At 42.7% G+C, this 25,299-nt stretch carries 22 protein-coding genes; 11 read left to right on the top strand and 11 right to left on the bottom strand.

What is annotated here, in order from left to right; all coding sequences use genetic code 11:
- Positions 1-4: 4 nt before the first annotated feature.
- Positions 5-1,138: a Re/Si-specific NAD(P)(+) transhydrogenase subunit alpha gene (locus KXV15_RS01520; protein WP_240006390.1), complete on the bottom strand. Its 1,134-nt coding sequence runs from the start codon at positions 1,136-1,138 to the stop codon at positions 5-7.
- Between the two features lie 187 nt (positions 1,139-1,325).
- Positions 1,326-3,254 carry a TonB-dependent receptor gene (locus tag KXV15_RS01515; RefSeq protein ID WP_240006389.1) on the bottom strand — a complete coding sequence of 643 codons (1,929 nt, stop codon included), beginning with the start codon at positions 3,252-3,254 and terminating at the stop codon, positions 1,326-1,328.
- Positions 3,255-3,463: 209 nt separating this feature from the next.
- Here KXV15_RS01515 and KXV15_RS01510 point away from each other — a divergent pair, with 209 nt between their 5' ends.
- Positions 3,464-3,904, top strand: a complete 441-nt coding sequence (locus KXV15_RS01510; protein ID WP_240006388.1) for a GNAT family N-acetyltransferase — start codon at positions 3,464-3,466, stop codon at positions 3,902-3,904.
- Here KXV15_RS01510 and KXV15_RS01505 read toward each other — a convergent pair whose 3' ends face one another.
- Together KXV15_RS01505 and KXV15_RS01500 are read right to left on the bottom strand one after the other, a co-directional pair.
- Positions 3,905-4,780, bottom strand: coding sequence for a DUF6065 family protein (locus KXV15_RS01505; RefSeq protein WP_240006387.1), 876 nt, complete (start codon positions 4,778-4,780; stop codon positions 3,905-3,907).
- A 12-nt stretch (positions 4,781-4,792) separates the two neighbouring features.
- A complete protein-coding gene (locus KXV15_RS01500; RefSeq protein WP_240006386.1) occupies positions 4,793-6,007 on the bottom strand; it encodes a penicillin-binding protein activator in 1,215 nt (404 codons plus the stop codon).
- Positions 6,008-6,141: 134 nt separating this feature from the next.
- On the opposite strand from KXV15_RS01500, the gene rsmI reads away from it, so the two are divergent.
- Entirely contained in the window at positions 6,142-7,002 is an 861-nt protein-coding gene (gene rsmI / locus KXV15_RS01495; RefSeq protein WP_240006385.1) for a 16S rRNA (cytidine(1402)-2'-O)-methyltransferase, read from the top strand.
- Complete coding sequence (locus KXV15_RS01490; RefSeq protein ID WP_240006384.1) at positions 6,999-7,352, top strand: YraN family protein; 354 nt, start codon at positions 6,999-7,001, stop codon at positions 7,350-7,352. Before rsmI ends, KXV15_RS01490 begins: the two co-directional genes overlap by 4 nt.
- Here the strand turns inward: KXV15_RS01490 and KXV15_RS01485 are convergent.
- The gene (locus tag KXV15_RS01485; RefSeq protein ID WP_240006383.1) at positions 7,349-7,579 is read right to left on the bottom strand and encodes a hypothetical protein; all 231 of its coding nucleotides are present in this window, start codon (positions 7,577-7,579) and stop codon (positions 7,349-7,351) included. The genes KXV15_RS01490 and KXV15_RS01485 overlap by 4 nt on opposite strands.
- Positions 7,580-7,583: 4 nt before the next feature.
- Positions 7,584-8,873, bottom strand: a complete 1,290-nt coding sequence (locus tag KXV15_RS01480; protein WP_240006382.1) for an adenylosuccinate synthase — start codon at positions 8,871-8,873, stop codon at positions 7,584-7,586.
- 216 nt (positions 8,874-9,089) lie between these two features.
- Between KXV15_RS01480 and KXV15_RS01475 the strand changes: the two genes are divergently transcribed.
- Positions 9,090-10,844, top strand: a complete 1,755-nt coding sequence (locus tag KXV15_RS01475; protein ID WP_240006381.1) for an AmpG family muropeptide MFS transporter — start codon at positions 9,090-9,092, stop codon at positions 10,842-10,844.
- A 123-nt stretch (positions 10,845-10,967) separates the two neighbouring features.
- Positions 10,968-12,704, top strand: coding sequence for a gamma-glutamyltransferase (ggt, locus tag KXV15_RS01470; protein ID WP_240006380.1), 1,737 nt, complete (start codon positions 10,968-10,970; stop codon positions 12,702-12,704).
- A 78-nt stretch (positions 12,705-12,782) separates the two neighbouring features.
- On the opposite strand, the gene dnaA is transcribed toward ggt, so the two are convergent.
- From dnaA to KXV15_RS01450, 4 genes are all read right to left on the bottom strand, one after another.
- Complete coding sequence (dnaA, locus tag KXV15_RS01465) at positions 12,783-14,327, bottom strand: chromosomal replication initiator protein DnaA (protein ID WP_240006379.1); 1,545 nt, start codon at positions 14,325-14,327, stop codon at positions 12,783-12,785.
- 1,041 nt (positions 14,328-15,368) lie between these two features.
- Entirely contained in the window at positions 15,369-15,632 is a 264-nt protein-coding gene (gene rpsT / locus KXV15_RS01460) for a 30S ribosomal protein S20 (RefSeq protein WP_240006378.1), read from the bottom strand.
- Positions 15,633-15,839: 207 nt separating this feature from the next.
- Positions 15,840-16,616, bottom strand: a complete 777-nt coding sequence (locus KXV15_RS01455; RefSeq protein ID WP_240006377.1) for an enoyl-CoA hydratase — start codon at positions 16,614-16,616, stop codon at positions 15,840-15,842.
- Between the two features lie 113 nt (positions 16,617-16,729).
- A complete protein-coding gene (locus KXV15_RS01450) occupies positions 16,730-17,353 on the bottom strand; it encodes a c-type cytochrome (protein ID WP_240006376.1) in 624 nt (207 codons plus the stop codon).
- 226 nt (positions 17,354-17,579) lie between these two features.
- Between KXV15_RS01450 and KXV15_RS01445 the strand changes: the two genes are divergently transcribed.
- The 4 genes from KXV15_RS01445 (at position 17,580) to rlmN (ending at position 21,411) form a co-directional block, all read left to right on the top strand.
- Positions 17,580-18,329: a 3-deoxy-manno-octulosonate cytidylyltransferase gene (locus KXV15_RS01445; RefSeq protein WP_240006375.1), complete on the top strand. Its 750-nt coding sequence runs from the start codon at positions 17,580-17,582 to the stop codon at positions 18,327-18,329.
- Complete coding sequence (locus KXV15_RS01440) at positions 18,322-19,179, top strand: prephenate dehydratase (RefSeq protein ID WP_275671521.1); 858 nt, start codon at positions 18,322-18,324, stop codon at positions 19,177-19,179. The genes KXV15_RS01445 and KXV15_RS01440 overlap by 8 nt, the downstream gene beginning before the upstream one ends.
- Positions 19,169-20,218, top strand: a complete 1,050-nt coding sequence (locus tag KXV15_RS01435; RefSeq protein ID WP_240006374.1) for a 2'-deoxycytidine 5'-triphosphate deaminase — start codon at positions 19,169-19,171, stop codon at positions 20,216-20,218. Before KXV15_RS01440 ends, KXV15_RS01435 begins: the two co-directional genes overlap by 11 nt.
- 92 nt (positions 20,219-20,310) lie before the next feature.
- Positions 20,311-21,411, top strand: coding sequence for a dual-specificity RNA methyltransferase RlmN (gene rlmN, locus KXV15_RS01430; RefSeq protein ID WP_240007186.1), 1,101 nt, complete (start codon positions 20,311-20,313; stop codon positions 21,409-21,411).
- Between the two features lie 428 nt (positions 21,412-21,839).
- Here rlmN and KXV15_RS01425 read toward each other — a convergent pair whose 3' ends face one another.
- Entirely contained in the window at positions 21,840-22,730 is an 891-nt protein-coding gene (locus tag KXV15_RS01425; RefSeq protein ID WP_240006373.1) for a hydrogen peroxide-inducible genes activator, read from the bottom strand.
- Positions 22,731-22,944: 214 nt separating this feature from the next.
- Between KXV15_RS01425 and ahpC the strand changes: the two genes are divergently transcribed.
- Complete coding sequence (gene ahpC / locus KXV15_RS01420) at positions 22,945-23,511, top strand: alkyl hydroperoxide reductase subunit C (RefSeq protein WP_240007185.1); 567 nt, start codon at positions 22,945-22,947, stop codon at positions 23,509-23,511.
- 194 nt (positions 23,512-23,705) lie between these two features.
- A complete protein-coding gene (gene ahpF / locus KXV15_RS01415; RefSeq protein ID WP_275671520.1) occupies positions 23,706-25,244 on the top strand; it encodes an alkyl hydroperoxide reductase subunit F in 1,539 nt (512 codons plus the stop codon).
- Positions 25,245-25,299 lie beyond the last annotated feature (55 nt).

The following is a 25,299-nucleotide window of genomic DNA, read 5'->3' as shown; positions in this document are numbered from 1 at the left end:
CCCCTTATGAATTTAGCGCGGGGTGAACAATTTCCCCATCTTTTGTTAATAACATTCCCTTGATGATTTCATCATCATAATCGGGCGCAAAGGCATTGCCTTCTTTCGCAGTCAAAAGCGGCATCAAATTAAGCAGGTTTTTGGCATAAAGATTTGATGAATCCGCCGCCAAGCGCCCTGGAAGATTACTAAAGCCCGCGATTTTTACACCATTTTTGGTAATTACCACTTCATCCTTTTTGGAAAGCGGGCAATTGCCACCGGCCTCAACCGCCATATCTATAATTACGGATCCTGTTTTCATGCCCGCCACCATTTCTTCGGTAACAAGAACCGGTGCAGGACGACCAGGGATTAAGGCCGTGGTAATAACAACATCTTGTTTTGCAATATGTTCTTTTACAAGTTCGGCCTGTTTTGCCTGATATTCGGCCGACATTGGTTTGGCATAACCTGCGGCAGTTTCTGCGGCTTTAAATTCATCATCCTCAACGGCAATGAATTTTGCACCCAATGAACCAACCTGCTCCTTTGCCGCCGGGCGAACATCGGTTGCCGTTACAATTGCGCCAAGACGGCGTGCGGTCGCAATTGCTTGAAGACCGGCAACGCCCGCCCCCATAACAAAGCATTTTGCCGCCGCAACAGTCCCCGCAGCAGTCATCATCATCGGGAATGAACGACCATAAAGTTCTGCTGCCTCAATAACGGTGCGATAACCCGCAAGGTTTGCCTGTGAAGACAACGCATCCATCGACTGCGCTCGGGTAATACGTGGCGTAAATTCGGTTGAAAAGGCAATAACCCCCGCTTTGGCACAGGCCTCTAATAACGCCTTGTCGCCATGCGGGTTAAAGAATGCAACAACACCCGCACCCTTTGGGATAATCTTTAATTCGTCTTCGGTTGGGCGGCGCACTTTTAACAAAAGTTCCGCATCCTTTAAGACATCAGCAGGTTTTGCCGCAATTTTTGCGCCCACCGCCTCATAATCGGAATCATTAATGCTTGCGCCAATGCCAGCATCTTTTTCAATAACAATCTCATGCCCCAATGCGGTCAGCTTTTTAACACTTTCAACCGATGCGGCAACGCGGGTTTCCCCATCTCTTATTTCTTTGAGAATCGCAATCTTCATTACATTCCCCCCCCCTTTTTGGAATCATTTTAATTCGCAGGTGCAGCATTTCAAGGGAAAAATCAAATTCCCACTGCTTTGAATTTTTCAATATGTCTCATTTCTATTCGATTAAAAGCGAAATGCGCACAAATTTCCGCAAAAAAAGCCCGCTTGTGGCGGGCTTTAGATTTTATGTTTTCAATTATTAATAACGATAATGCACTGACAGGCTTATATTTCGGCCCGGACGCGGCAAAAACTCTTTTAATGGTGATGTATGCTCGCGAACATCTTCATTGGTGAGGTTGTCACCCTTCAAGACGATTTGCAATTTATCATCAAATTTAGGGGGGCTAATTGTGAACGCGAGGTTTACAACATTTGCACCATTGGTTGGGGTTTCAAATTCGGCAATTTTTTCTTGCTTTGCGATAAGTTCAAGTTCAAGGCGAGTTGAAACAAATGATTTCGTCATTTCAATACCCAAATTTGCACTCATAGGCGGAATTTTTGCAACATTGCCATCTTCATAACGACCACGAACATAATCAATACCTAAATCGCCTTTAAAATAATAATCATTTATATTACCAAGGTCTTGTGAAACTTGGATTTCAAAACCACGAAGATCAGCGTTTTTCTGGGTAATTACATAAACTGGAAGGTCGTCTTGGGTACGATCAGTTGGCACAAAATTGATGAAATTATCAAAATTGGCATCCCAGAAGTTAATTTCAACATTGCCGCCAGAATGCTTATAATTCATTGCTAATTCGAGCGAATTTGCGGTTTCAATTTTTAGGTTTGGATTACCTTCATCATAGGTTTGGGTCGCATCATGGCCACCATTGGCAAACAATTCAACCTCGGTTGGGGCACGTTCAGTTTTGGCATAAGTTAGGATAAAGCGTAAACCATCCATTGGTTTAATAAAACCACTTGCAGAATATGAAGTTCCGTTAAATTCACGGTTGCCCGCCTCACCATCATATTTGTGATTTTCATAACGAACCCCAAATTCGGTTCCCCAAAACGCATTTTCATAACGTTCAATCGCAAATACACCGCCAGATTTAATAGTAACCGGAAGGATATATGCCTGTTCACCGCTTGGCGATAATGCCGAGAAGTCTTTGTCGGTATATTCAACACCCCAAACACCTTCCCAGTCACCCATCTTCTTGTGGCGGGCTTCAATACGGCTGTCATAGCCACTAGATTTAAAAGTGGTGTTTATTGTGCCATCTTCGATTTCTGAGTGTTCATATTTTCCATATGATGCGGCATAATTAATGCTTTCAACAAAGCCATCAAATTTGAAACCACCTTGTAGGTCGTAACGATCCTGATTTAGTTCAATATGTGTTACATCATTTGGAATACCATAATTGGAATCCGTGGTTTTATAAGCAATCGCAATATGCGCCTTATCACCAATATAGCCAACACCTGCACCATATTCATTTAAATCACCATATGAATTTGGTACTTTATCGCGTGTGTCATTGCCATCAATTGCGCGTTGGCGATCGGTTTCAGTAAAGCCAGGGATTTTATAATCTTCGGTCTGACGGGTAAGGGCATCAAGGCGAAAAACAAAATTGCCAACATTATATGAAACATTGCCTGATGCCACTTTGCCATCATTTACGCTTGAGTAGCCAGCAAAAATTTCGGCATTCAAAGGCTTTTTTGGCAATGTAGTTGGAAGGCGACCATCAATTACGTTCACAACCCCACCGATTGCATTTGAACCATAACGAAGCGCGGCCGCACCTTTTAAAACCTCAATCTGTTGCGCTGCTAGGCCATCAACTGCAGGGGCATGATCCGGTGAAACTGTTGATGCATCAATGCCGACAAGGCTATTTGATAAAAGGCGAATTCTGTCCTCACCCAATCCACGAATTATCGGACGCGATGCATTTGGGCCAAAAAAGCTTGAACGAATGCCAGCGTGCCCTTGTAATGATTCACCAATGCCACCACCCATTGAATGTAAAAGCGCGTGATCACGCGTGATAATTACAACGCCTTGGTTAATTGCATCTTTGTTCTTGCTTACGGATGATGCCGTTACGACAACGACTTCTGGCGTAGCCTCAACAGGCTCGGGAGGGGCGTAAAGAAACATTATAAAACTCTCTCAATTTGTTATGTTATAATATAACACTTAGAGGGTTTCAAAAAACTTTGCAATTGCAATATTCAGAAAATGACAAAAACGTAAGTATTGTTACAAAATTTTGTGCAATTAATTTAATGCCTTGTTTTTGTGTATGGAATTTATAGCTTGACTAAAACCCCATAATGTCAAAATATTTAATATGATTGGGGAAAATAATGGAAATCAAAACAATTGAAGCAACACATTTTGATGATTGGTTGCCGCTTTGGGATGGCTATTTAGTTTTTTATGAAACCACGCTGAAAGATGAAATTACCCGCGATGTTTTTGACCGTATTTGCGATAAAAACTATGGTCAAATGGGTGGGTTTATCGCCTATGAAAATGGTGTGGCATTAGGTTTGGTCCATTATATTATCCATGACAATACTTGGTCGGATAAGAAAGTTTGCTATCTAGAAGATTTATTCACTGCCGCCGAGGCGCGCGGCAAAGGTGTTGGGCGCGCTTTGATTGAAAAAGTCGCCGAATACGCAAAACAGACCAATTGTCGCCATGTTTATTGGCAAACCCATAAAACCAATAAGACCGCGCAGGCGCTTTATAATAAAGTTGCCGAAGATACTGAATTCTTGGTTTACAAAAAAACTATTTAATTATTTTTTTTTGGTTTTGCCATCTGGAAATGGTTTAACATCCAATTTTGTCCAATGATCAAGGCCTGTTGCATTAACTGGGCAGCCATCCGGCGCGTTGCCACGGAAATATGCCTTTTGCCATCTCTCCTTTGATGCCTCGGATTCGGGATCATATAGTTCGGCATTGAAATTATTGCGACTATTGCGGAACATTTCAAACTTTTCTTTCAACTCAGGATCCGAAGCCATCGGCAAGGATTCCGGTTTGAATTGTTCAATCTGTGCCAAATTCACCGGCATAATATGGGCGAATGGCTCCCCCTTTTCAAAGCGAATTGGAAAGAATGGGCGTGTTACCACCCAATTCATGGTGAACGTATAAGGCGACCAATCGGTTTCGATAATCCCGCTCATGGCATAAATGCCATCTTTGGGGCGGTTTAATGGGCCTGTTACCATTAGTTGAATTCCCGGTGGCGTTCGGAAAAGCTGGGCAATATGATATGTCATAACCGCATGGCCAAAATGGCTTGCCGGTTGTGGCCAACCATCTTCAAGAATTGTAATCACCAAATCTTCTGGTGACGAGCCACCATTCCATTGCACGTCAAAAGTACATGGGCTTAAAAGCTCCCACCCATATTGATTGGCAATATTAAGCGGTAGGCAACGGTACGCAAAACGGCTTGAAGTTTCGTCCATAAAGGGGCGTTGCGCCGGCGCAGGGCGTGACGGCGTTGGGTCATAACCAAGTGAATAGGCCTTTATAAACTTTTCATCATTTTCAACATTATGAACCGGACAACCAGTAACAGACTTTGCCGATTTTGGTTCACCCACCGCTTCAATCCATGCGGGTGGGGCATCATTGGGGAGGTTTTTATCTTTACTCATGATTATTCCAATTTAGAATTTTTTTTGTGAGCCTTCTAGAGTTTTTGCGCCATTTGGTGAAACTTCCATAACGCTCATACCGCGTTCAATAACACCATCATCAAAGCGGAAACGACCATCAACACCGTCAAAGCCATCCGCATTTTCAAGGCTACGAGCGGTTATTGCAGATTTATCGCCTTGTTTTACAAGTCGCGCGATAAGTGCCGCGGTGTCATATCCCATTCCGGCAAGTCTGGTTGCGCTTTTACCTTTTTTTGCCTGTAATCGGTTTTCAAATGCACTGCGACCGCTATTGTCGGGCGATACGAACCAGCCGCCCAACAATCGTGAATCTTGCAATACATTGTCATCATTCCACAATCCGGTTCCAAGATATCGGGTTTTGGACATTGACGCACCATTCACGCTTAGAACTTTTGCCAAATAGCGCAGCATATTACCACGTTCAGGAATTAAAATCGCAACTTCATCACGGTTTGATCCGGCAATATAGCGCGCAGCAATTTTGCCAGCATTTTCGCCATTCACACTAGCATTTTGGGTTGAATCGTAACGCGCAGTGCCAAGAATTTTAATGCCATTACGGGCAGCGGCCTTGGTTGCTGCTAATTCAATTTTCTCACCATATTTGCTTTGCGGGACAAGCAAGACAAGTTTTTTAACGCCATGCTTTCCGGCATAAGTTACAATGCGCTTTGCCTCATCTTCCGGCAGGAATGAAACTACAAATAAACCACGCCCCGCGTCTTGGGTATCGGTTGAAAATGAAAACATCATTGCGTTATTGGCACGAGCATAAGGGGCAACCGCACTTACCCCGCTTGAAAATAATGGTCCCATAATGAAATCAGCGCCGCTTGAGATTGCACGTTTTGCACTAGCTTCCGCAGTTTCAGGAGTATCGCCAGAATCAATCGGCATAAGAATTGTTGAGCCATCACCATTTTCATTTATCGCAAGTTCGGCAGCGGCCTTTAAAGTATCGGCTTCGGCACGTATTGCAGAGTTTTGGGAATTAAACGGCGCAAGCAATGCAACACGTACAAGTTTTTGCCCCTTTTTGTTTGCTGGCGTAAAAGGTGTGCCACGCGCAACATAATATTTTGAACCAGTGTTTCCGGTTTGCACCACACCACCGCCGTCATTTTCACCTGGTGTTGTACACGCACTAAGTAAAACAGCAAAACCACCCAATAAAAGGGTTCGTTTATCAAATTGGGGCATTTAATCCTCTTTTGTTTAAGCCAAAACACAACCAGCTTTTGTTATTTTTATTACCCAAATAATATGGGCTTGGAATTGTTATAAAACATTCTATAAAATAAAAAACACAAATCGATAAGCCCGAATTTAGAAAAATGCAAATTAATACAAATCCAAAAAGCACATCCCAATACATTCCCGCACTTTATCTTGTGGCAACACCTATTGGAAATCTTGGCGATATTACCTATCGGGCAGTCGAAATATTAAAACAATGCGATTTAGTACTTGCCGAAGATACACGTGTTACGGCAAAATTATTTTCACAATTTGGTATCAAGCAAAAAATTATCCGTGCCGATGAAGAGGTGGCATTAAATGCCGCCAAAGCTGCGCTAACAGCAATTGAGGATGGAAAGATTGTAGTCTTGGTTTCCGATGCTGGAACCCCAAGCATTTCAGACCCCGGACAAAGGGTTGCCGATTTCATAATTGAAAATGGCCATGAGGTGTTTGCAATCCCCGGGGCATCAAGTGTTTTAACCGCGCTTGTGGCATCAGGGTTTGATATAAAGCAATTTTCATTCATGGGCTTTGCACCTAATAAAAGTGGGGCAAGACAAAAATTCTTTACCGAATTCAAACAATTAAAAACCGCTATCGCCTTTTTTGAAACTGGGCCAAGGCTTTTGGAATGTTTAAAAGATTTAAAAATGGTTTTGGGTAATCGTAAAATTGCCGTAACCCGTGAACTAACTAAATTATATGAAGAAAAGCGGCGCGGTAATATTCAAAATCTGATTGAATATTATAATGAGGCCGGTGCGCCACGCGGTGAAATTGTTATAATCATTGCCCGCGATGAAAGCGAACAAAGTTTTGAACAAAAAGATATTGAAAGCATGATTAAAGAGCGGCTTGAAAATATGCCTCTAAAAGCACTTTCTAAAGAAGTGGCTGAAATTACCGGGCAAAAATCACGCGATATATATGAAATGGCGCTAAAGCTAAAATGAGTGAAAAAAGGCAAAAATCGGAATTTTACGGACGGCTTGCCGAATTTGCCGCAATTTTGCTTTTGACCTTAAAATTCTATTTGGTTTTAAGAACCCGATATCGCAATAATTATGGCGAAATTGATATTATCGCATTGCGTGGTAAAAAACTTGTCTTTGTCGAAGTTAAATTACGCAAAGCCACCGAAAGCGCACAATTTTCCATAAGTCATAGACAAATGGAACGCATTAAAAACGCGGCAATTGGTTTTTGTAAATCACGCAAATGGGCAGGGCAGAAGCAATGGCGCTATGACGTAATTGCTTGTGCCCCTTGGAAATTACCAAAGCATATCAAAAACGCGTTTTAATGATGCGCGCCATGACCAAAGAATTTCCATAGAATTGCCGCCACAAGCACAAGAAATCCAACCTTGAATATCGCAAACGAAATTACAAGTTTGCGCACATTCATCACATTCTCTTGGTGAGTTTGTAACGCCTTACCTTCTAGTGGCTTGGGATTGTCCCATTCCTCATCGGAAATTGTGCGCATTCCGTCATCAATATCTTCGATATTATCGTTATCTTGTGGCATATTGTTATTTTGCAAATGGGTCAGTTACAAGAATTGTATCCTCACGCTCAGGTGAAGTTGATACAAGTGCGATTGGACGACCAACCAACTCCTCAATACGACGGATATATTTAATCGCATTGGCAGGAAGATCTTTCCATGAACGCGCACCAAATGTAGTTTCCGACCAACCTTCAACAGTTTCGTAAATCGGCTCTACATTTGCTTGGGCATGAAGATTAGATGGGTAATAATCAAGAACCTTGTCGCCCAATTTATAACCGACGCAAATGTTAATGGTTTCAACGCCATCAAGCACATCCAATTTGGTTAGTGCAAGGCCAGTTATACCGCCCACACAACATGCCTGATGCACCAATATTGCATCAAACCAACCACAACGACGCGCCCGCCCAGTAACCGTACCAAATTCGCGACCACGTTCGCCAATGCCCTTGCCGACATCGTCAAATAATTCAGTTGGGAAAGGACCTTCGCCAACACGGGTTGTATATGCCTTTACAATGCCAAGAACATAGTCAAGGTTGCCAGGGCCAGTACCAGAACCAGATGCCGCCTGTCCTGCAACAGTTGATGACGAAGTAACGTACGGATATGTGCCATGATCAACATCAAGCAAAATACCTTGCGCACCCTCGAATAAAACTTTTTTATTATCTTTACGTGCTTGTTCAAGGTCACGCCAAACCGGACGAACATAAGGCAATAATTTCGGCGCAAGCGCCATTAAATCTGCAAATAATTTTTCGCCATCAATTGGTGGCAAATCAAGACCAGCACGCAATGCGCGGTGATGCGCCATTAAACGTTCGATTTTTGATTTTAATGATGCTTCGTCAAATAAATCGGCAACCCGAATTGCACGGCGACCAACCTTGTCTTCGTAAGCAGGACCAATACCGCGACCAGTTGTGCCGATTTTGTTTTTACCAGCTTCGTTTTCACGGGCGGCATCTAAATCTTGGTGGATTGGCAAAATCAATGCCGCGTTTTCGGCAAGACCCAAAGTGGTCGGATCAATTTTGACGCCTTGATTTGAAATACGTTCAATTTCGGCAAGTAGTGCATTGGGATCAACCACAACACCATTACCAATTAATGATAATTTCCCTTGAACCACACCAGATGGCAAAAGCGATAATTTATAAACATTTTCGCCAACAACTAGGGTGTGACCAGCATTGTGACCACCTTGAAAGCGGACAACCAAATCAGCACGATCGGACAACCAGTCAACAATCTTGCCTTTACCTTCATCGCCCCACTGAGCGCCCACGACCACAACATTTGCCATAATTTAGATTCCGTTTTCTCATGCGAAATTAATATTTATACCAAATGCAAAATAGTGCTTTGGCGTTGGCTTTTAGCCCCAAAGGCAGGGGGTTTTCAATAGCAATCTGGGCATTTTTCAATTTAATGACAGTTATTTTTTACAATTCAAATATTGCTTTGCTACACAAACATAATAAGGTTGCCACTTATTTCGAGGTTTTATTTGGGGCATTTGATGGCTGAAGCAACAATAGAAGAAAAAAAGAAAACCGATATTAAAGCATTTTTTGAGCGTTCTTCATTAGTTATGTTTGGTTTGGGATTTTCGGCAGGTATGCCGAATTTACTTGCCGGAACCAGCTTTACAATGGGAACATGGATGCGTGATGCAGGCGTTTCTTTGACCATTATTTCGCTTTTGGGTCTTGCAACACTTTCTTATGCATTTAAATTTTTGTGGGCACCATTGGTTGATAGAATCGCCTTGCCAATACTTGATAAATGGCTTGGAAGACGTCGTTCTTGGATCTTACTAACGCAATCATTGGCAATGGCGTTTTTGATAATTTTATCAATGCTCGACCCCGGTTCACAATTTGCATTATTTGCGACATTAACTGGTTTTCTTGCCTTTACTGGTGCGACCCACGACATTGCAGTTGACGCATGGCGGATTGAGGTTGCTGAAAACAATGATAAATTGGGAATTCTAACCGCAATGTATCAATGGGGCTATCGTATTGCCTTTGTGGTAACTGGTGCGGTGCCTTTGTATATTGCCCAATATTTTAACGGTAACGTTTATCAACATCTTGGTTGGGGCGTTGCCTATGCCACGATGGGTGTGTGCATGATTGTTCCCATCATTGCAACATTGGTTGCCGACCGTGAAAAGGTTGCACCAGCGCCGCGTTGGCGTGCCCCCGATGATACCATTCAAAATCCAGCAATTGAAGCACTGGAATGGGGAGGTCGTCTTTTACTTTTGGTATTGGCGGCGTGTTTCTTGGCGGCGGGTCTTGGTGGACGTGCAGAACCTGTCGCATGGTTTTTGGGTGAATTTTATGGTGGCCTTGAGGCATTGCAAAAATCACTTGAGGCAAAACCATTTGGGGTTTGGCAACAAGTGGCATTTGCGGCAACCGGTCTTTTCTTTATTTATTTAATTGCCCAACCGCTTCCAAATCTTAAAACCAAAGCATCGGCCTATTTCAAATCCGCATTTGGTGAGCCAATTGCAGATTATTTCAAACGTTTTGGAAATGCAGCAACCCTGATTTTGGTATTTATGTGTGTTTACCGCTTATCAGAATTCCTGCTTAATATAACTGGTGCAATGTATCTTGATGCCGGTTATACCAAGGCAGAAATTGCCAATGCGCAAAAGATTTTTGGTGTGATTGTTAATGCGGTTGGTGCAGGCCTTGCCGGATGGGGAATTATGCGATTTGGGATTTTCAAATGCCTTATATTCGGGGCGTTTTCACAGCCACTTTCGCACATTGGTTTCTTGGCAATTTGCTATTTTGGCAACCAAAATATTCCATTCTTTGCAAATATGGGAATTCAACCATCCTTATGGGCAGCAATTGGTATTGATAATATTTCGGCATCGTTCGCAGGAACAGTTTTCATCGTTTATATGTCGCGCCTTACACATGAAGGCTTTACGGCAATGCAATATGCAATGTTCTCCTCGCTTTATGCCCTGCCTGGTAAAATCATCATGGCGCTTTCGGGACGTATTGTTGAAGGCTTGGCGCATTCTTCGCACACTGGCGTTATGGCAAAATTGACACCCCAATTCACCCACCTTGGAAAAGGTTCATTTGAGCTGGCGGCGGCAAAAATGGGTGTAACCGCCCAAGCGCTAGCTGCGGGTTATGGTGCATTCTTCCTTTATACTATGGTTATGGGGATATTCGGAATAATAATGGTATTTGTTATTTCGCGCGGTGAAGCACGACGACACCTCGAAGAAAATTCATAATTCACCAATTAAACCCCAATTTGCCATATTTATTGTACTATTGGGGTTCAAAGCGGCAAAAAGCATATAAAGATATTGCCCGTTTGGCATATGCACATTAGCTTATGTCCTCGGGAGAATAATATGCGCCGTATAATTTCACTTGTTTCATGCCTATCACTTGTGGCTTGCCAAACCTTACCTGCCACCAACACAACCACCCGCAAATTTGAGGCTGCACCCGCAAAAAGTTGGAGTAGCGGCGGCATGGTGGCATCTGCTAACCCACTTGCCACAAAAGCTGGTGTTGAGATTTTGGAAAAAGGTGGCAGTGCGGTTGATGCCGCAATTGCCGTGCAAACCGTCCTAACATTAATTGAGCCACAATCATCGGGTATCGGTGGCGGTGCATTCATGCTTTATTATGATGCCAAAACAGGTGATGTCCAATCCTATGATGGCCGTGAGGCAGCGCCAATGGGCGCAACCCCCGATATGTTTATGGATAAAGCGACCGGTAAGCCAATGGAATTTTGGACCGCTGTTAAATCTGGCAGATCAACTGGGGCACCTGCGGTTTTAAAAATGTTGCATCTTGCGTGGTCTGATCATGGCAAATTGGGATGGGACCAGGGTTTCCAAAATGCGAAAACCCTTGCAACAAATGGCTATCAATTAACGCCGCGCACCGCCGAATTATTGCAGGTACTTCCAAAAATGACTGAACCAGGTGAAGGGGTTAAAAAATATTTTTATGGCCCTGATGGCAAACCATATGCGGCAGGTACATTGATGAAAAACCCCGCTTTTGCCAAAACTATGGATGATATTGCGACCCAAGGCATTGACGTTTTCTACAAAGGTTATATCGCGCAAGATATTGTAAAAGCAGTTCAATCAAAACCAATCCCTGGCACCCTTAGCATGGAAGACATGGCGAATGTGCGGGTTGAACGCAAAGAACCGCTTTGCCAAACTTACCGTGTACATTTAATTTGCGGAATGGGTATGCCATCATCAGGCGGTATCGGTGAGCTTATGATTATGGGCATTGTTGAAAATTTTGACATGCCAAAAATGGGCAATGGCATCGAAGGCATCCATCATTATATTGAGGCACAACGCCTTGGCTATATTGACCGCGACACCTATGTTGCCGATGATAAATTTGTTGCCGTTCCCGTGAAAGGCTTGCTTGATAAGAAATATCTTAAGTCCCGCGCGGACCTTCTTTCTGATAGCAGTTCTTTTGATACCGTATCGCCTGGAACTCCAGAAGGCGCACAAAAACGCGGGAAAGACGCAACCGGCAAAGAACACGGTACATCACACTTCGTAATCGTTGATAAAGAAGGAAACGTGGTTTCCATGACCACGTCGGTTGAAAATCTTTTTGGTGCGCAAACCATGGTTGATGGCTTTTTCATAAATAACCAGTTGACCGATTTTTCAATGCTTCCTGTTGATAGCGATGGCGTGCCAATTGTTAATGCGGTTGCACCGGGCAAAAAGCCACGTTCATCAATGTCACCAACTATTGTTTTTGACAAGGATGGGCAATTTGAATTGGGCATTGGTTCACCTGGTGGCAATGCGATTATCGCATATGTTACCAAGGCATTGATTGGCATTTTAGATTGGAACATGCCGTTACAAGACGCGCTTGATCAACCAAATATCATCGCCCGTTCAACACCCGTAAGCATGGAATTTTCAAGAATGGATAAGGCAAAACTTGACGGCTTAACCGCACTTGGGCACAAATTTACCGGTGGTGGCGGTGCCGAAAATTCTGGCCTGCATGCGATTATGTTTAAAGATGGCAAACTTATTGGCGCTGCCGATTCACGCCGCGAAGGCAATGCGGTTGCGGTTCATTAGGCCATAATAAATTACTAAAAATAATAAAGGCGCAATCCAAACCGATTACGCCTTTATTATTTTTAAATTGCAAAAAGATTATCCCAAGATTTTATTGGCAATAATCTGAAGCTCATTAGCAAATTTGGTGTCTTTATTTGCCAATTCTTCGATACGTTTTACTGCATGCATGACAGTTGTGTGATCACGACCACCCATACGCGCCGCAATATCAGGGAATGAGCGTTTAGTAAATTTCTTGCAGAAATACATTGCAATCTGGCGCGGGCGCGCAACAGAAATATGGCGGCGTGTACCAACCAAATCTTCTATGGTGATATCAAAATGCTGTGCAACTTTCTTTTTGATATTTTCAACAGGCACAGTTTTAGACGGTGCTTTGAACCGGTCGCCAATTGTGTCGAATACCACTTCCATTGTTGCCTCCTGCCCAATCAAAGCCGATGAAGCAAAAATCTGCTTTACCACACCTTCAATTGAACGCCCAGTACCAATAATACGCGCAGCAAGAATGTCAAATGCCTCTTGCGGTGGTTTAAAGTCCGGTCTTTTTATTGCGAATTCTTGCGCCTTGCGCAATGCAATCTTTCGTCGCAGCTCAAAGTCCGGTTCTTCGATACGAACATTGAAGCCACCCATCAAAATACCCTGCATCCGTGAGGTTAGGCCCAATAAAGCATCAGGTGGAACATCCGCAGTACAAACCACGGTTTTACCCATATTCAACAAATCCATGATGGTTTGAAAAAACTCATCTTGGGTGGCAGATTTGCCGCAAATCATTTGAATATCGTCCACCAAAAGAAGGTCTGCACCACGCAATCCTTCTTTAAATGGATTAAGCTGTTTATCGCGCAAAGCATTTTGGAACAAATTTAAAAATCGCTGTGCAGTAATTGAAATTACGCGGCGTTTTGAATTAGATTCCATTGAATGATGGGCAATCGCGCTTAGAAGGTGGGTTTTACCAACCCCATTAAGGCCATGAAAATAAATAATTTCACCACCGCCCATTTCACAGGCAATACGCTTTGCCACCGCAATTGCGATTTGGTTTGAAGCACCTTTTTCATAATTGTCGAAAGTTTTTGGACAATGGTTAAGGTCTATTGGTTCAAAAAGTTGGGTTGAATTAATTGTTTCAACCGCTTCGTGTTTAACTTCTTTGGTAATATTCACCACTTCATCATATGAAAGGCTGATTGCCTCTTTGGTAGCATGGTGATCTATAACAAGACGGCGGCGCATTGGATCAAAATCATTCCAAACCGCCTGTAAACGATGCAAATATTCAGTGCGAATACGTGAACGCGCAAAGTCATTTGGCGCATTAAAGCAAATGATGCTTTCGGTTGCTTTGTATAATGTTAAAGGCGCAATCCATGCCTTGAAATCGCCATTGCCCAAAATACTTCTGAGGCGTGGTGAAAGTTTCTGCCAAATATTATTTGCCGCAGCAAGATTGTCGGCCAATTGGTTGGTTTCATTATTGGCGCCGCTCTTCAGGGACGAAAAATTGCTTTCAGCTAAATTATCATGATTAAGTGCGTCGTGATCAATATTCTCACTTACGAACTCTGCCACAAGTCTTTTTCCTACTGACTGGCCTTTATCGTTTGCCATTATTTAACCCCACCAAGCATCCAAAACATACACACATATAAATTTAATCTATTATCCATTCCGCATTTCTTATCCTAATAATAAGAACGAAAAATGGTAATTTTGGGCGCACAAATTTACTTGCTAAAATGAATTAACAATCAAATTTCTACAATCCGGAATGTTGCAATTTATAGACATAATGAACAATCAGAAATCATTCACTTATGCCCGTATCTCTTATGTCGAAAACATATTTGATACTTCGATTCCCCCGTCATTCCAAAAGGAATGTTTATTTTTGGATTAGATATTAGCAATGGAAGTTTTGTTTCCCGCCAATAGCTATTTTGCAATTAATTTTTGCCAGAAAAATTTCAGACATCAATTAATTGTTGGACTTTAAATTATGGCCACAAGAGATTTGTAAACCATTTTAAAACCCAAATTCCTTACCCCCTATCACAAGTTTGCAAAATAATTTCACAAACCCATAGCGCCCCACAAAAACCAAAACTATTTGCCGCATCAGAATTTAGAGATCGAAAACTTATCAATTAAGCAGAACCATTATGGCGCCAGAAGATAAAGTCTAAATCAAATTCTTAATTCATCACCCAAATAGATTTTAAATTTATGCTAAACGCTGATTTAAAAGCCAATTACTGGCCTCTCTCATCATGCAACGATTTTAATTAAGCGCATTAAAAACGCGCTTGCAACAGTTAAAATGATTCTTTTTTTGCAGAAATTTTATTGACTCTAAAAGAATCCCAATGGCGTCAAGACTCTAGCTTTTTCCACCTGTGAAAAAAATGTCATAAAACCTGTGGATAAAATTTTGCATAATAAAACGGCAGATTCCGCCCATTATATTAACTGAAAATAATATAATAAAAACAGCGCGTTACAAACAGTGTTATTGTGTCGCATTTTTATAGTAAGCACTATTAAAATGTCTTAAAAACTTCTTAATTCCCACACTTATCCACCAGAATAATTTTTAGGCAAAAAAATACCGCCCTTTTGAGGCGGTAACTTTTACAAATTTGTGAAACTTAATTATGCCATTGCTTTTACGCGAGCAGAAAGTCTTGAAACTTTACGAGCAGCAGTATTTTTAGCAATAACGCCTTTGGTAACCGCACGCATGATTTCAGGCTCAACATTGGTGAAAGCAACTTTAGCAGCTTCTTTATCGCCGCCAGCAACCGCTTCTTCAAGTTTACGAACAAAAGTTTTTACGCGTGAACGACGAGCAGTATTGATTTCAGTGCGGCGAGCAATTTTGCGAGTTGCTTTTTTAGCCGAAGTTGTATTTGCCATTTATAATCCATTCAATATTGTCTTTTGGCAAAAGTGTAAAAACATCAGTTTAAATCACGCCAAAAGCCCCCGCCATTGGGGGTCTAGTTAATCTGAATGCGGCTCTATGCCTAAAACAATGCCCATAGTCAAGGCAAAAACACCCAAACATGTGAAGATTCATCAGAAGAAATCTACATTTTACCTTTAGCCGCACAGCACGAGATATTATTTACCCTTAAATTCTGCTTTGCGTTTATTTGCGAAAGCATCCATACCCTCTTTTTGATCTTCGGTCGCGAATAGGGCATGGAAAAGGCGGCGTTCAAATTTAAGCCCTTGCGATAAGGTGCTTTCAAAGGCGCTATTTACGGCCTCTTTTGCAGCAAGCACTGATAGCCGCCCATAAGAAGCAATTGTTTTTGCCGATTTTTTTGCCACTTCTAACAATTCTTCAAGAGCAACAACACGCGCCACAAGCCCTGCCTTTTCGGCCTCTGCGGCATCCATCATGCCACCAGTTAAAACTAATTCCATTGCCTTGGCCTTGCCAATAGCTCGAACAAGGCGCTGTGTGCCGCCTGCACCAGGAATTACGCCAAGCTTAATTTCCGGCTGACCAAATTTTGCATTGTCTGCGGCAATTATATAGTCGCACATCATAGCAAGCTCACAGCCACCGCCCAAGGCAAAACCAGCAACCGCCGCAATAATTGGTTTACGTGCTTTTGCTGCCGATTCCCAATTCTTGGTAATAAAGTCTTGTCCATATGCATCGGCAAAAGTAAATCCTGCCATCTCTTTAATGTCCGCACCGGCGGCAAATGCTTTTTGCGAGCCAGTAATAATCATACAACCAATTTCGGCATCATTTTCAAATTCTTCAACCGCCATAGTTAATTCATTCATCAAGGTTGAATTTAGCGCATTCAAAGCCTCGGGGCGGTTAAGGGTAATAATAGCGATATTATCTTCTTTTTCAGCGATAATGGTAGAATAAGTCATCTTTTACTCCGGATTATTATTGGCGTTTTGGTAGCTTTTAGCCAGTATCGGAAAATTAGGCAATAAAAAACCCCGCCATAAAAGCGGGGTTGTTTATATTAATATCGATAAACTTATTTAGCAGGTGCAGTTGCATTCGCCGCCGCATCAGCAGGTGCATCAGCCGCAGGAGCAGCGTTAGCGCCCGGTGCAGGAAGTGCAGGTGCAGATGGTGAAATTGAACGAAGGTAAGCAATAACAGCAACACGGTCATCTTGTTTTTTGATGCCGGCAAACGCCATTTTGTTACCAGGAACAGTTGCTTTTGGATCTTTTAGATAAGTATTAAGCTCATCAAGAGTCCATTGTTTACCAAAGCCTTTCATTGCATCAGAATATGCAAAGCCAGGGTGTGTACCAGCAGTACGACCAACAACGCCCGCAAGAGCAGGACCAGTTTTATTTGCACCAGCAGGTGTAATATCGTGACATGCCGCACAAACTTTTGCAGCATTTGCACCTTTGGTAGTTAATTCCGCCAATTTAGCAGGGTCGCCGAACAATGTGCCCCAATCAGGTGGCAAGTCAGGTGTTGCAGCAGCAGGCGCCGCAGAACCACCATTCGGGTCAATCGGAAAGCCAGAAGCTTTTGTACTGCTGGCATATAATGCGCCTGAATATAAATTAATGCCAATAATACCAGCGACAGTACCAACAAGGAACAATCCGCCCAAAGTTAGAATTTTTGTAATTTTCATGCCGACAAACTTCCCCTAAATTAAGTTTGGCTAATTTGCGCCTTATTGCATGGCTTTAATGCCCGTGCAATATTGAATTTCAATAAAATAGTGTAATAAATGTGAAAAACCCTACCCATTTAGCCTAAAATCGTAGAAACTTACATTAAATTTGTTATTCTTTAATACATTTGCCGCACTTGCCCCACTTAAATCATAATTTATAAAGGCAAAAACAGGTCTTGATATGAAACCCATTATTGTGATTCCCGCCCGTCTTGCGGCATCCCGTCTTCCAAATAAACCTCTTGCCGATATTGGCGGCAAACCGATGATTGTCCGCGTGGTAGAGCGCGCGCGTCTTTGCGGCATTGATGAGGTTTTGGTTGCCGCCGGCGATGAAGAAATTGTTGATGTTGTTAAAGAATTTGGCGCAGATGCGGTTTTAACCGACCCCGCATTGCCATCTGGTTCAGATCGCATAAAGGCGGCAATCGATATTTTTGATAAAGATTATAAATACGATACCATCATCAACCTTCAGGGTGATATGCCAACCTTTGAACCATCTTTAATTAATGATGCACTAGAAGTTTTGGAAAAATACCCCCAAGCAGATATTGCAACGCTTTTATCGCCATCGAATGATGCTGGTGAAAAACGCGATGAAAATGTCGTAAAAGGCATAATTTCATTAAAAGACGACAAAAGTGGCGAATGTTTATATTTCACGCGTGCCAATTCCCCATGGTGTGGTAGTGGCGATGGCGAAATTTACCGCCATGTCGGTCTTTATGTTTATCGCCGCGCAGCATTGGAAAAATTTGTTTCTTTGCCGCCATCAAGTCTTGAAAAGCGTGAAAAGCTTGAACAATTACGCGCCTTGGAAAATGGTTTGAAAATTTATGCCGCTTTGGTAAAAGACTTCCCAAAAGGGGTTGATACCCAAGACCATCTTGAAATAGCGCGCGAATATTATAGGAAAAATAATGTCTAATAAGAAAATTGCCTTTCAAGGTGAAATTGGCGCAAATTCCCATATGGCATCTTTGATTGCCTGCCCTGATTATGAACCATATCCATGCCAAACCTTTGAAGACGCATTCCACGCGGTAAAAGACGGAACATGTGAACGTGGAATGATTGCAATTGAAAACACGCTTGCCGGTCGCGTTGGCGATGTGCACCATCTTTTGCCGGCATCAAATCTTTATATTGTTGGTGAGTATTTTTCACCAATTTCCCACCAATTAGTTGGCACAAAAGATTCAACGCTTGAAGACATTAAATATATACGTTCACACCCAATGGCATTGGGCCAATGCCGTGAAATTATCGCCAAATTGGGCGCGGTAGCAATAAAAACCGCCGATACCGCAGGTGCGGTTCGTGAAATTTCCGAATTAGGTGACAAGCATCATGCCGCACTTGGCACACGTCTTGCCGCTGAAAATTATGACCTGCCAATTTTGATGGAAAATGTCGAAGACGCCAAACACAACGCCACCCGTTTTGTGATTGTTTCTTCAAAACCAATGGATGCCGTTTTTGAGGAAGGTAAGGAATATATCACCAGTTTTGTTTTCCGTGTGCGCAATATTCCGGCGGCACTTTATAAGGCAATGGGCGGTTTTGCGACCAACAGCGTGAATATGACCAAATTGGAATCCTATCAAATCGGCGGCAGCTTCAATGCAACCCAATTCTATGCCGATATTGAGGGACACACCGACCAAGCAAATGTTCAGCTTGCGATGCAGGAACTAAGCTTCTTTTGCGATGATTTACAAATTCTTGGCGTTTACCCCGCCCACGAATTCAGAAAGCGTGATTTAAATGTCCAATAATAATACGCAAGCAGGTGCAATCTCAGGCGTAGTCGTTGATAATATGTTGCGCCAAATGGTGAAAAATGGTGGCATTGCCGCCAATTGCCCGATTGGCGATAATCAATTCCAACCCGCAAGCCTTGATTTACGGCTTGGCTCTTTTGCCTATCGCCTGCGTGCAAGTTTTTTGCCGGGGCTTGGCAAAAGCGTTCGTAATGTTCTTGAAAGCAGCGATCTTGTGCTACACAAGGTTAATCTTTCTGATGGTGCGGTTTTGGAAACTGGTTGTGTTTACCTTGCGCCATTGATGGAAAATCTTGAATTGCCCGAAAATATTGCGGGCATCACCAACCCCAAATCTTCAACAGGGCGGATTGATGTTTTTGTACGCGTCATAAGTGATGAGGCCACCGCATTTGACCGCATTAAATCAGGTTATCATGGCCCATTATGGATGGAAATTTGCCCGCGCACCTTCCCAATTTTGGTGCATGAAGGGGAAAAACTGGCGCAACTTCGCCTTAAGCAAAATAACCCGCAAACCGTAAAAAAACTTGATCTTGCACTCGATCTTGACCCTGCAAGTATTGGGGAAATTGTGGGCTATCGTGCGCGTCGCCATGCGCCACTTTTAAACCTTCGCAATCTTGCATGGCATGATCCCAAAAAGTTTTTTGAGCCATTATACGCGCCTGAAAAAAAACTAATCCTCGACCCCGGTGAGTTTTATATTCTTGCCTCCCAGCAGGGGCTTTCAATTGAGGAAAATTTGGCGGCCGAGATGGTGGCAAGTGCCGAAGATTTGGGCGAGTTTCGCGCCCATTATGCGGGATTCTTTGACCCCGGCTTTGGTTCAAAAGATGGCAAAACTGGTGCGCGCGGCGTGTTGGAAGTTCGCGGGCGCGATGTGCCATTTGTTTTGGAACATGGGCAACCGGTGGCACGACTTGTTTATGAAGAACTTGCGGGTAAGCCTGATAAATTATACGGGCAATCGGGTAATAATTACCAAGGGCAAGGCCTTAAATTATCAAAACTGTTTGCCGAGTGGGGGTAAATAAATCCCCACCCCTTACATTTTTCCTGTTTTTCTGATATTGCGCGGCAATGAACACATTAATTGACAATACGCCGACATCAAAACCAGTAATGATGGTTGATAATAAACCGTCTTTGGTTGGGCTTTCGCTTTCTGAATTAAAAGAAAAAATGGGCGAAATTGGCGTGCCTGAAAAAATGCGCAATATGCGCGCCAAACAGCTTTGGCGTTGGATTTATCATTATGGCATCAAGGATTTTGACGTCATTACCGACATGGCAAAGGATTTGCGTGCCAAATTAAAAGAGAACTTCACACTTGAACGCTGCGAAGTGGTTGAACGTCTGGTTTCCAAAGATGGCACACGCAAATGGCTTATCCGACCGGAACGTGGCATTGAGGTTGAGATTGTTTATATTCCAGATGTGGCGCGTTCGGGTGCATTGTGCATTTCATCACAAGTTGGCTGCACACTAAATTGTTCATTCTGCCACACTGGCACACAGGTTTTGGTGCGCAATTTGACCGCCCAAGAAATTGTAATGCAGTTAATGGTCGCACGTGATGATTTGGGCGAATGGCCAACCCCGTTTGAAAACCGCCAAATTACCAATATCGTTTTTATGGGTATGGGTGAACCATTATATAATTTCGATAATGTTGAAACCGCCATTGAAATCTTGTCAGATGGGGAAGGTATTGCGATTGGTCGCCGCCGTATTACGGTTTCAACATCAGGTATCGTACCGGAAATGAACCGATTGGGGCAAATTGGGGTAATGCTTGCGGTGTCTTTGCACGCATGTAACGATAAATTACGTGATGTACTTGTGCCGATTAATAAAAAATATCCATTAGAAGAATTATTTGCGGCAATTCGCGCCTATCCTGATTTGTCAAATTCCAATCGCGTTACATTTGAATATGTGATGTTGAAGGACGTGAATGACAGCATTGATGACGCCAAAGATTTATTGAAACTTATCAAAGGCATCCCGTCCAAGGTAAATCTTATTCCGTTTAATCCGTGGCCGGGTTCGGATTATGTTTGTTCGGACCGCGCCAAGGTAAAAGCATTTTCGGAATTTTTATTTGCGAATGGCTATTCCGCCCCCATCCGCCGCACACGTGGGCAGGATATTTTGGCGGCTTGTGGTCAATTACGCTCAGAAAGCGTGAAAAAACGTGCAAGTGAACGTAAGACAGATTAGGGTTCTTGATCCTTCACCAGCATCGTTTTTTTGAAAATCGCTCAAGCCTAAAATGCGCTTAATGTAACCACTTTTAACCAATATTTACAATGTGTAACAACAAGCCCTTTTCAATAAAACCATTGTTAATCAATTGGTTATATTAATCACAGGCACTTATTTTCGCGAATTCCCGCGAAATGTTGACATTTGTTGACATTCCAAAGCTTGCAAAATTCAAAAGTGAATTAACATACCGCCCCAAAACCCTGACATTTCCTGACAATTAACCAAGCATCAGTTCACCAAATATGTCTGACATATTTATTATAAGGGCAAAGTATCGATTGGTGATAGTGGATTTGCATCCCATTGTCTTACTGGGGTCTTACCTGAATTTCGTGAAATAAAATGTCCGGTAATTCAAAACAATTATTGGGGAAAAAATATTAATCTGGTTTCGGGCATAAAATCCCCGCCAAAATACGGGCTTCTTTTATCCTGCTTGAGCCTTTGCGCCAAACAAGACCAATTTGGCGACCCGAAATTGGTGGGTTAAATTCACGTATTGTCACCCCATCAAGTGGCAGCCCCGCATCAATCGCCAATTTTGGAATCAATGAAACCCCAAGACCACCCGCCACCATTTGTGTCATTGTGAATAATGAGGTTGCGCGCACTTCCTCCGCCCCTGTTCCACTAGATCCACAAACACTAAGGGCGTGATCGCGTAAACAATGACCATCTTCGAGCAATAATAGTTCATTCAAATCAATATCGGCGGGGGTAAGATTTCTCTTATAAGATAATTCATGCCCCTTTGGACAAATAAATAGGAATTCGTCATCAAATAGAACTTCGGATTCAATACCAGATGCCTCATAGGGAAGTGCGATAAGCCCCGCATCTAATTCATGGTTTTTAATGCCCTCGATAACCCTCGCGGTTTGTTCTTCGCGCAAATAAAGTTTTAGGCTTGGGTATTTCTTTTTAACCATAGGCACAGCTTCGGGCGGCAAAAACGGCGCAATGGTTGGAATTATGCCAAGACGGAATGAGCCAGTTAATGGTTCTGAAGCGGCGCGAACCTGTTCTTTTAAATTTATCGCTTCGGATAGAATAACCCGCGCGCGCGCCACAGCCTCTTTGCCAGCCGGTGTAAATTCGCCGCCTTTGCGTCCACGTTCCACTAATTGCGTGCCAAGAATATATTCAAGCTCTTTTAAACCAGCCGATAATGATGGTTGGGTAACAAAAACCGAATCGGCGGCGGCAACAAAACTGCCTTTATCTGCAAGAGCAACAAGAAATTGTAATTGGCGCATTGATGGTAATTGCATGAAAACCTCTTTAATGTCGCTATTATAGATAAAATCTATACAAAAGTCAAAAACAATTGATTAGACATTTATACATTTAATCTTTAGAAGGTTTTTTGTCGTTGCAGTCACAACCCTGACACGGGCTAATGGCATAAGTCGATGAGAATGTTTTTAACACAGAAAAGGAAACAAGATGTCATTCAATAATTTTGGCGATGTAGTTTATACACCAATGTCACTTATCGGTTCAGAAGTTGAACCTTTCAAAGCAACCGCTTTCCAAGCTGGTAAAGACTTCTTTGAAGTTACCGATGCCGACCTTAAAGGCAAATGGTCTGTTGTATTCTTTTACCCTGCTGACTTCACATTTGTTTGCCCAACCGAACTTGAAGATTTGGCTGATGAATATGCTGAATTCCAAAAATTGGGCGTAGAAATTTATTCTGTTTCTACTGACACTCATTTCACCCACAAAGCATGGGCTGATACTTCTGCGGCTATTGGTAAAATCAAATATCCAATGATTGGCGACCCAACCGGCACAATCACTCGTAACTTTGGCGTTATGATTGAAGAAGCAGGTCTTGCAGAACGTGGTACATTTGTAATCGATCCAGATGGCAAAATCCAAATCATCGAAATCAACGCTGGTGGTATTGGCCGCGATGCAAAAGAACTTCTTCGCAAAGTAAAAGCGGCACAATATGTTGCTTCTCACCCTGGTGAAGTTTGCCCTGCAAAATGGCAAGAAGGTTCAGAAACCCTTAAACCAAGCCTTGATTTGGTTGGCAAAATCTAATCTTTCCAAAAGAACATCCACGTTTAGTGGATGACACTTGATGACGAAGTGGTGGGCACCTGCCCCCCAATAACACCCGCCACTTCGTCACATCTTTTTCACCCAAGAATCACCGTACAACATAATAAATACCCCAAGGTGCAAAGGTTGCTATGCGCTTTAGGATTTTTATTACCTTTATCGGAGGAATTACCATGGCATTAGACGCAGACACACGCGCACAATTAAGCCAATATATGACCCTTATGGAAAACGACATCGTCATTAGCCTAAGCGCTGGTGATGATGAAACCTCCAAACAAATGGTGGAATTGGTTCAAGAGCTTGCACAAATTTCGTCCAAAGTTGCGATTGAACACAAAACATTGGAACGCACCCCAAGCTTTACCATCGCCAAAAAAGGCGAAGCGCCGCGCGTTACTTTTGCGGGCGTACCACTTGGGCATGAATTCACCTCATTAGTATTGGCATTATTGCAAGTATCAGGGAGAGCGCCAAAAATAAGCGCCGAAGCAATTGAAAATATTCGTAATATCCAAGGTGATTTTCATTTTGAAACCTATGTCTCATTAACCTGCCACAATTGTCCAGACGTGGTGCAGGCGTTAAATACAATGTCGGTTTTAAACCCACGTATCAGCCATGTTATGATTGAAGGTGGCGCATTTAAATCCGAAATTGATGCCAAACAGATTATGGCGGTTCCAACCATTTTCCTTAATGGTAAGGAATTTGGCGCAGGACGCATGACAATTGAAGAAATCATTTCCAAGATCGATACCGGTGCGGCCACACGTGAAGCAGCACATTTAAACGCCAAAGATGCGTTTGATGTATTGGTTTTAGGTGGTGGTCCTGCTGGCTCTGCGGCGGCAATTTATGCGGCACGCAAAGGTATTAGAACTGGTTTGGTTGCCGAACGCTTTGGCGGGCAGGTGATGGATACTTTGGGAATTGAAAACTTCATTTCGGTTAAAAAGACCGAAGGTCCAAAACTTGTGGCGGGTCTTGAAGAACACGTCAAAGATTATGATGTCGATGTTATGAACCTTCAAAAAGCGGTAAGTGTTACCAAGGGTGATTTAATCGAAGTCGAATTAGAAAATGGCGCAAAATTAAAATCAAAAACCCTGATTGTTTCAACCGGTGCGCGCTGGCGCAATATCAACGTCCCTGGTGAAAAAGAATTCAAAAATAAGGGTGTTGCATATTGCCCGCATTGTGATGGCCCACTTTTCAAAGGGAAACATGTTGCGGTTATTGGTGGCGGTAATTCCGGTATTGAGGCGGCGATTGATCTTGCAGGAATTGTTGGTCATGTAACCGTGCTTGAATTTTTGCCGGAATTAAAGGCGGATGCAGTTTTGCAAGAACGTTTATATTCATTGAAAAATGTTACCGTTCTTAAAAATGTTGCCACCAAAGAAATTCATGGCACGGATGTTGTAAATGGTTTGACCTATATTGAGCGCGACACCAACACTGAGCAACATATAGAATTACAAGGTGTTTTCGTACAAATCGGGCTTGTACCAAATACTGAATTCCTTGGCGATTTGGTCGAAAAAACCAAATTCGGTGAAATTGTGGTTGATAGACATGGCGCAACCAATGTCGCGGGTATTTTTGCCGCCGGCGATTGCACCAATTCAGCCTATAAACAAATCATCATTGCAATGGGATCCGGTGCAACCGCATCACTCGGTGCATTTGATTATTTGATTAGAAACTAAATTAAATGGGGAAGTGATGATAAGCCACTTCCCCAATTCTTTTCGTAATGCTAAA

It is taken from the genome of Pseudaquidulcibacter saccharophilus, from assembly GCF_019455445.1.
In the GTDB taxonomy this organism is placed as follows: domain Bacteria; phylum Pseudomonadota; class Alphaproteobacteria; order Caulobacterales; family Aquidulcibacteraceae; genus Pseudaquidulcibacter; species Pseudaquidulcibacter saccharophilus.
This window is presented reverse-complemented; position numbering and strand designations above follow the sequence as displayed.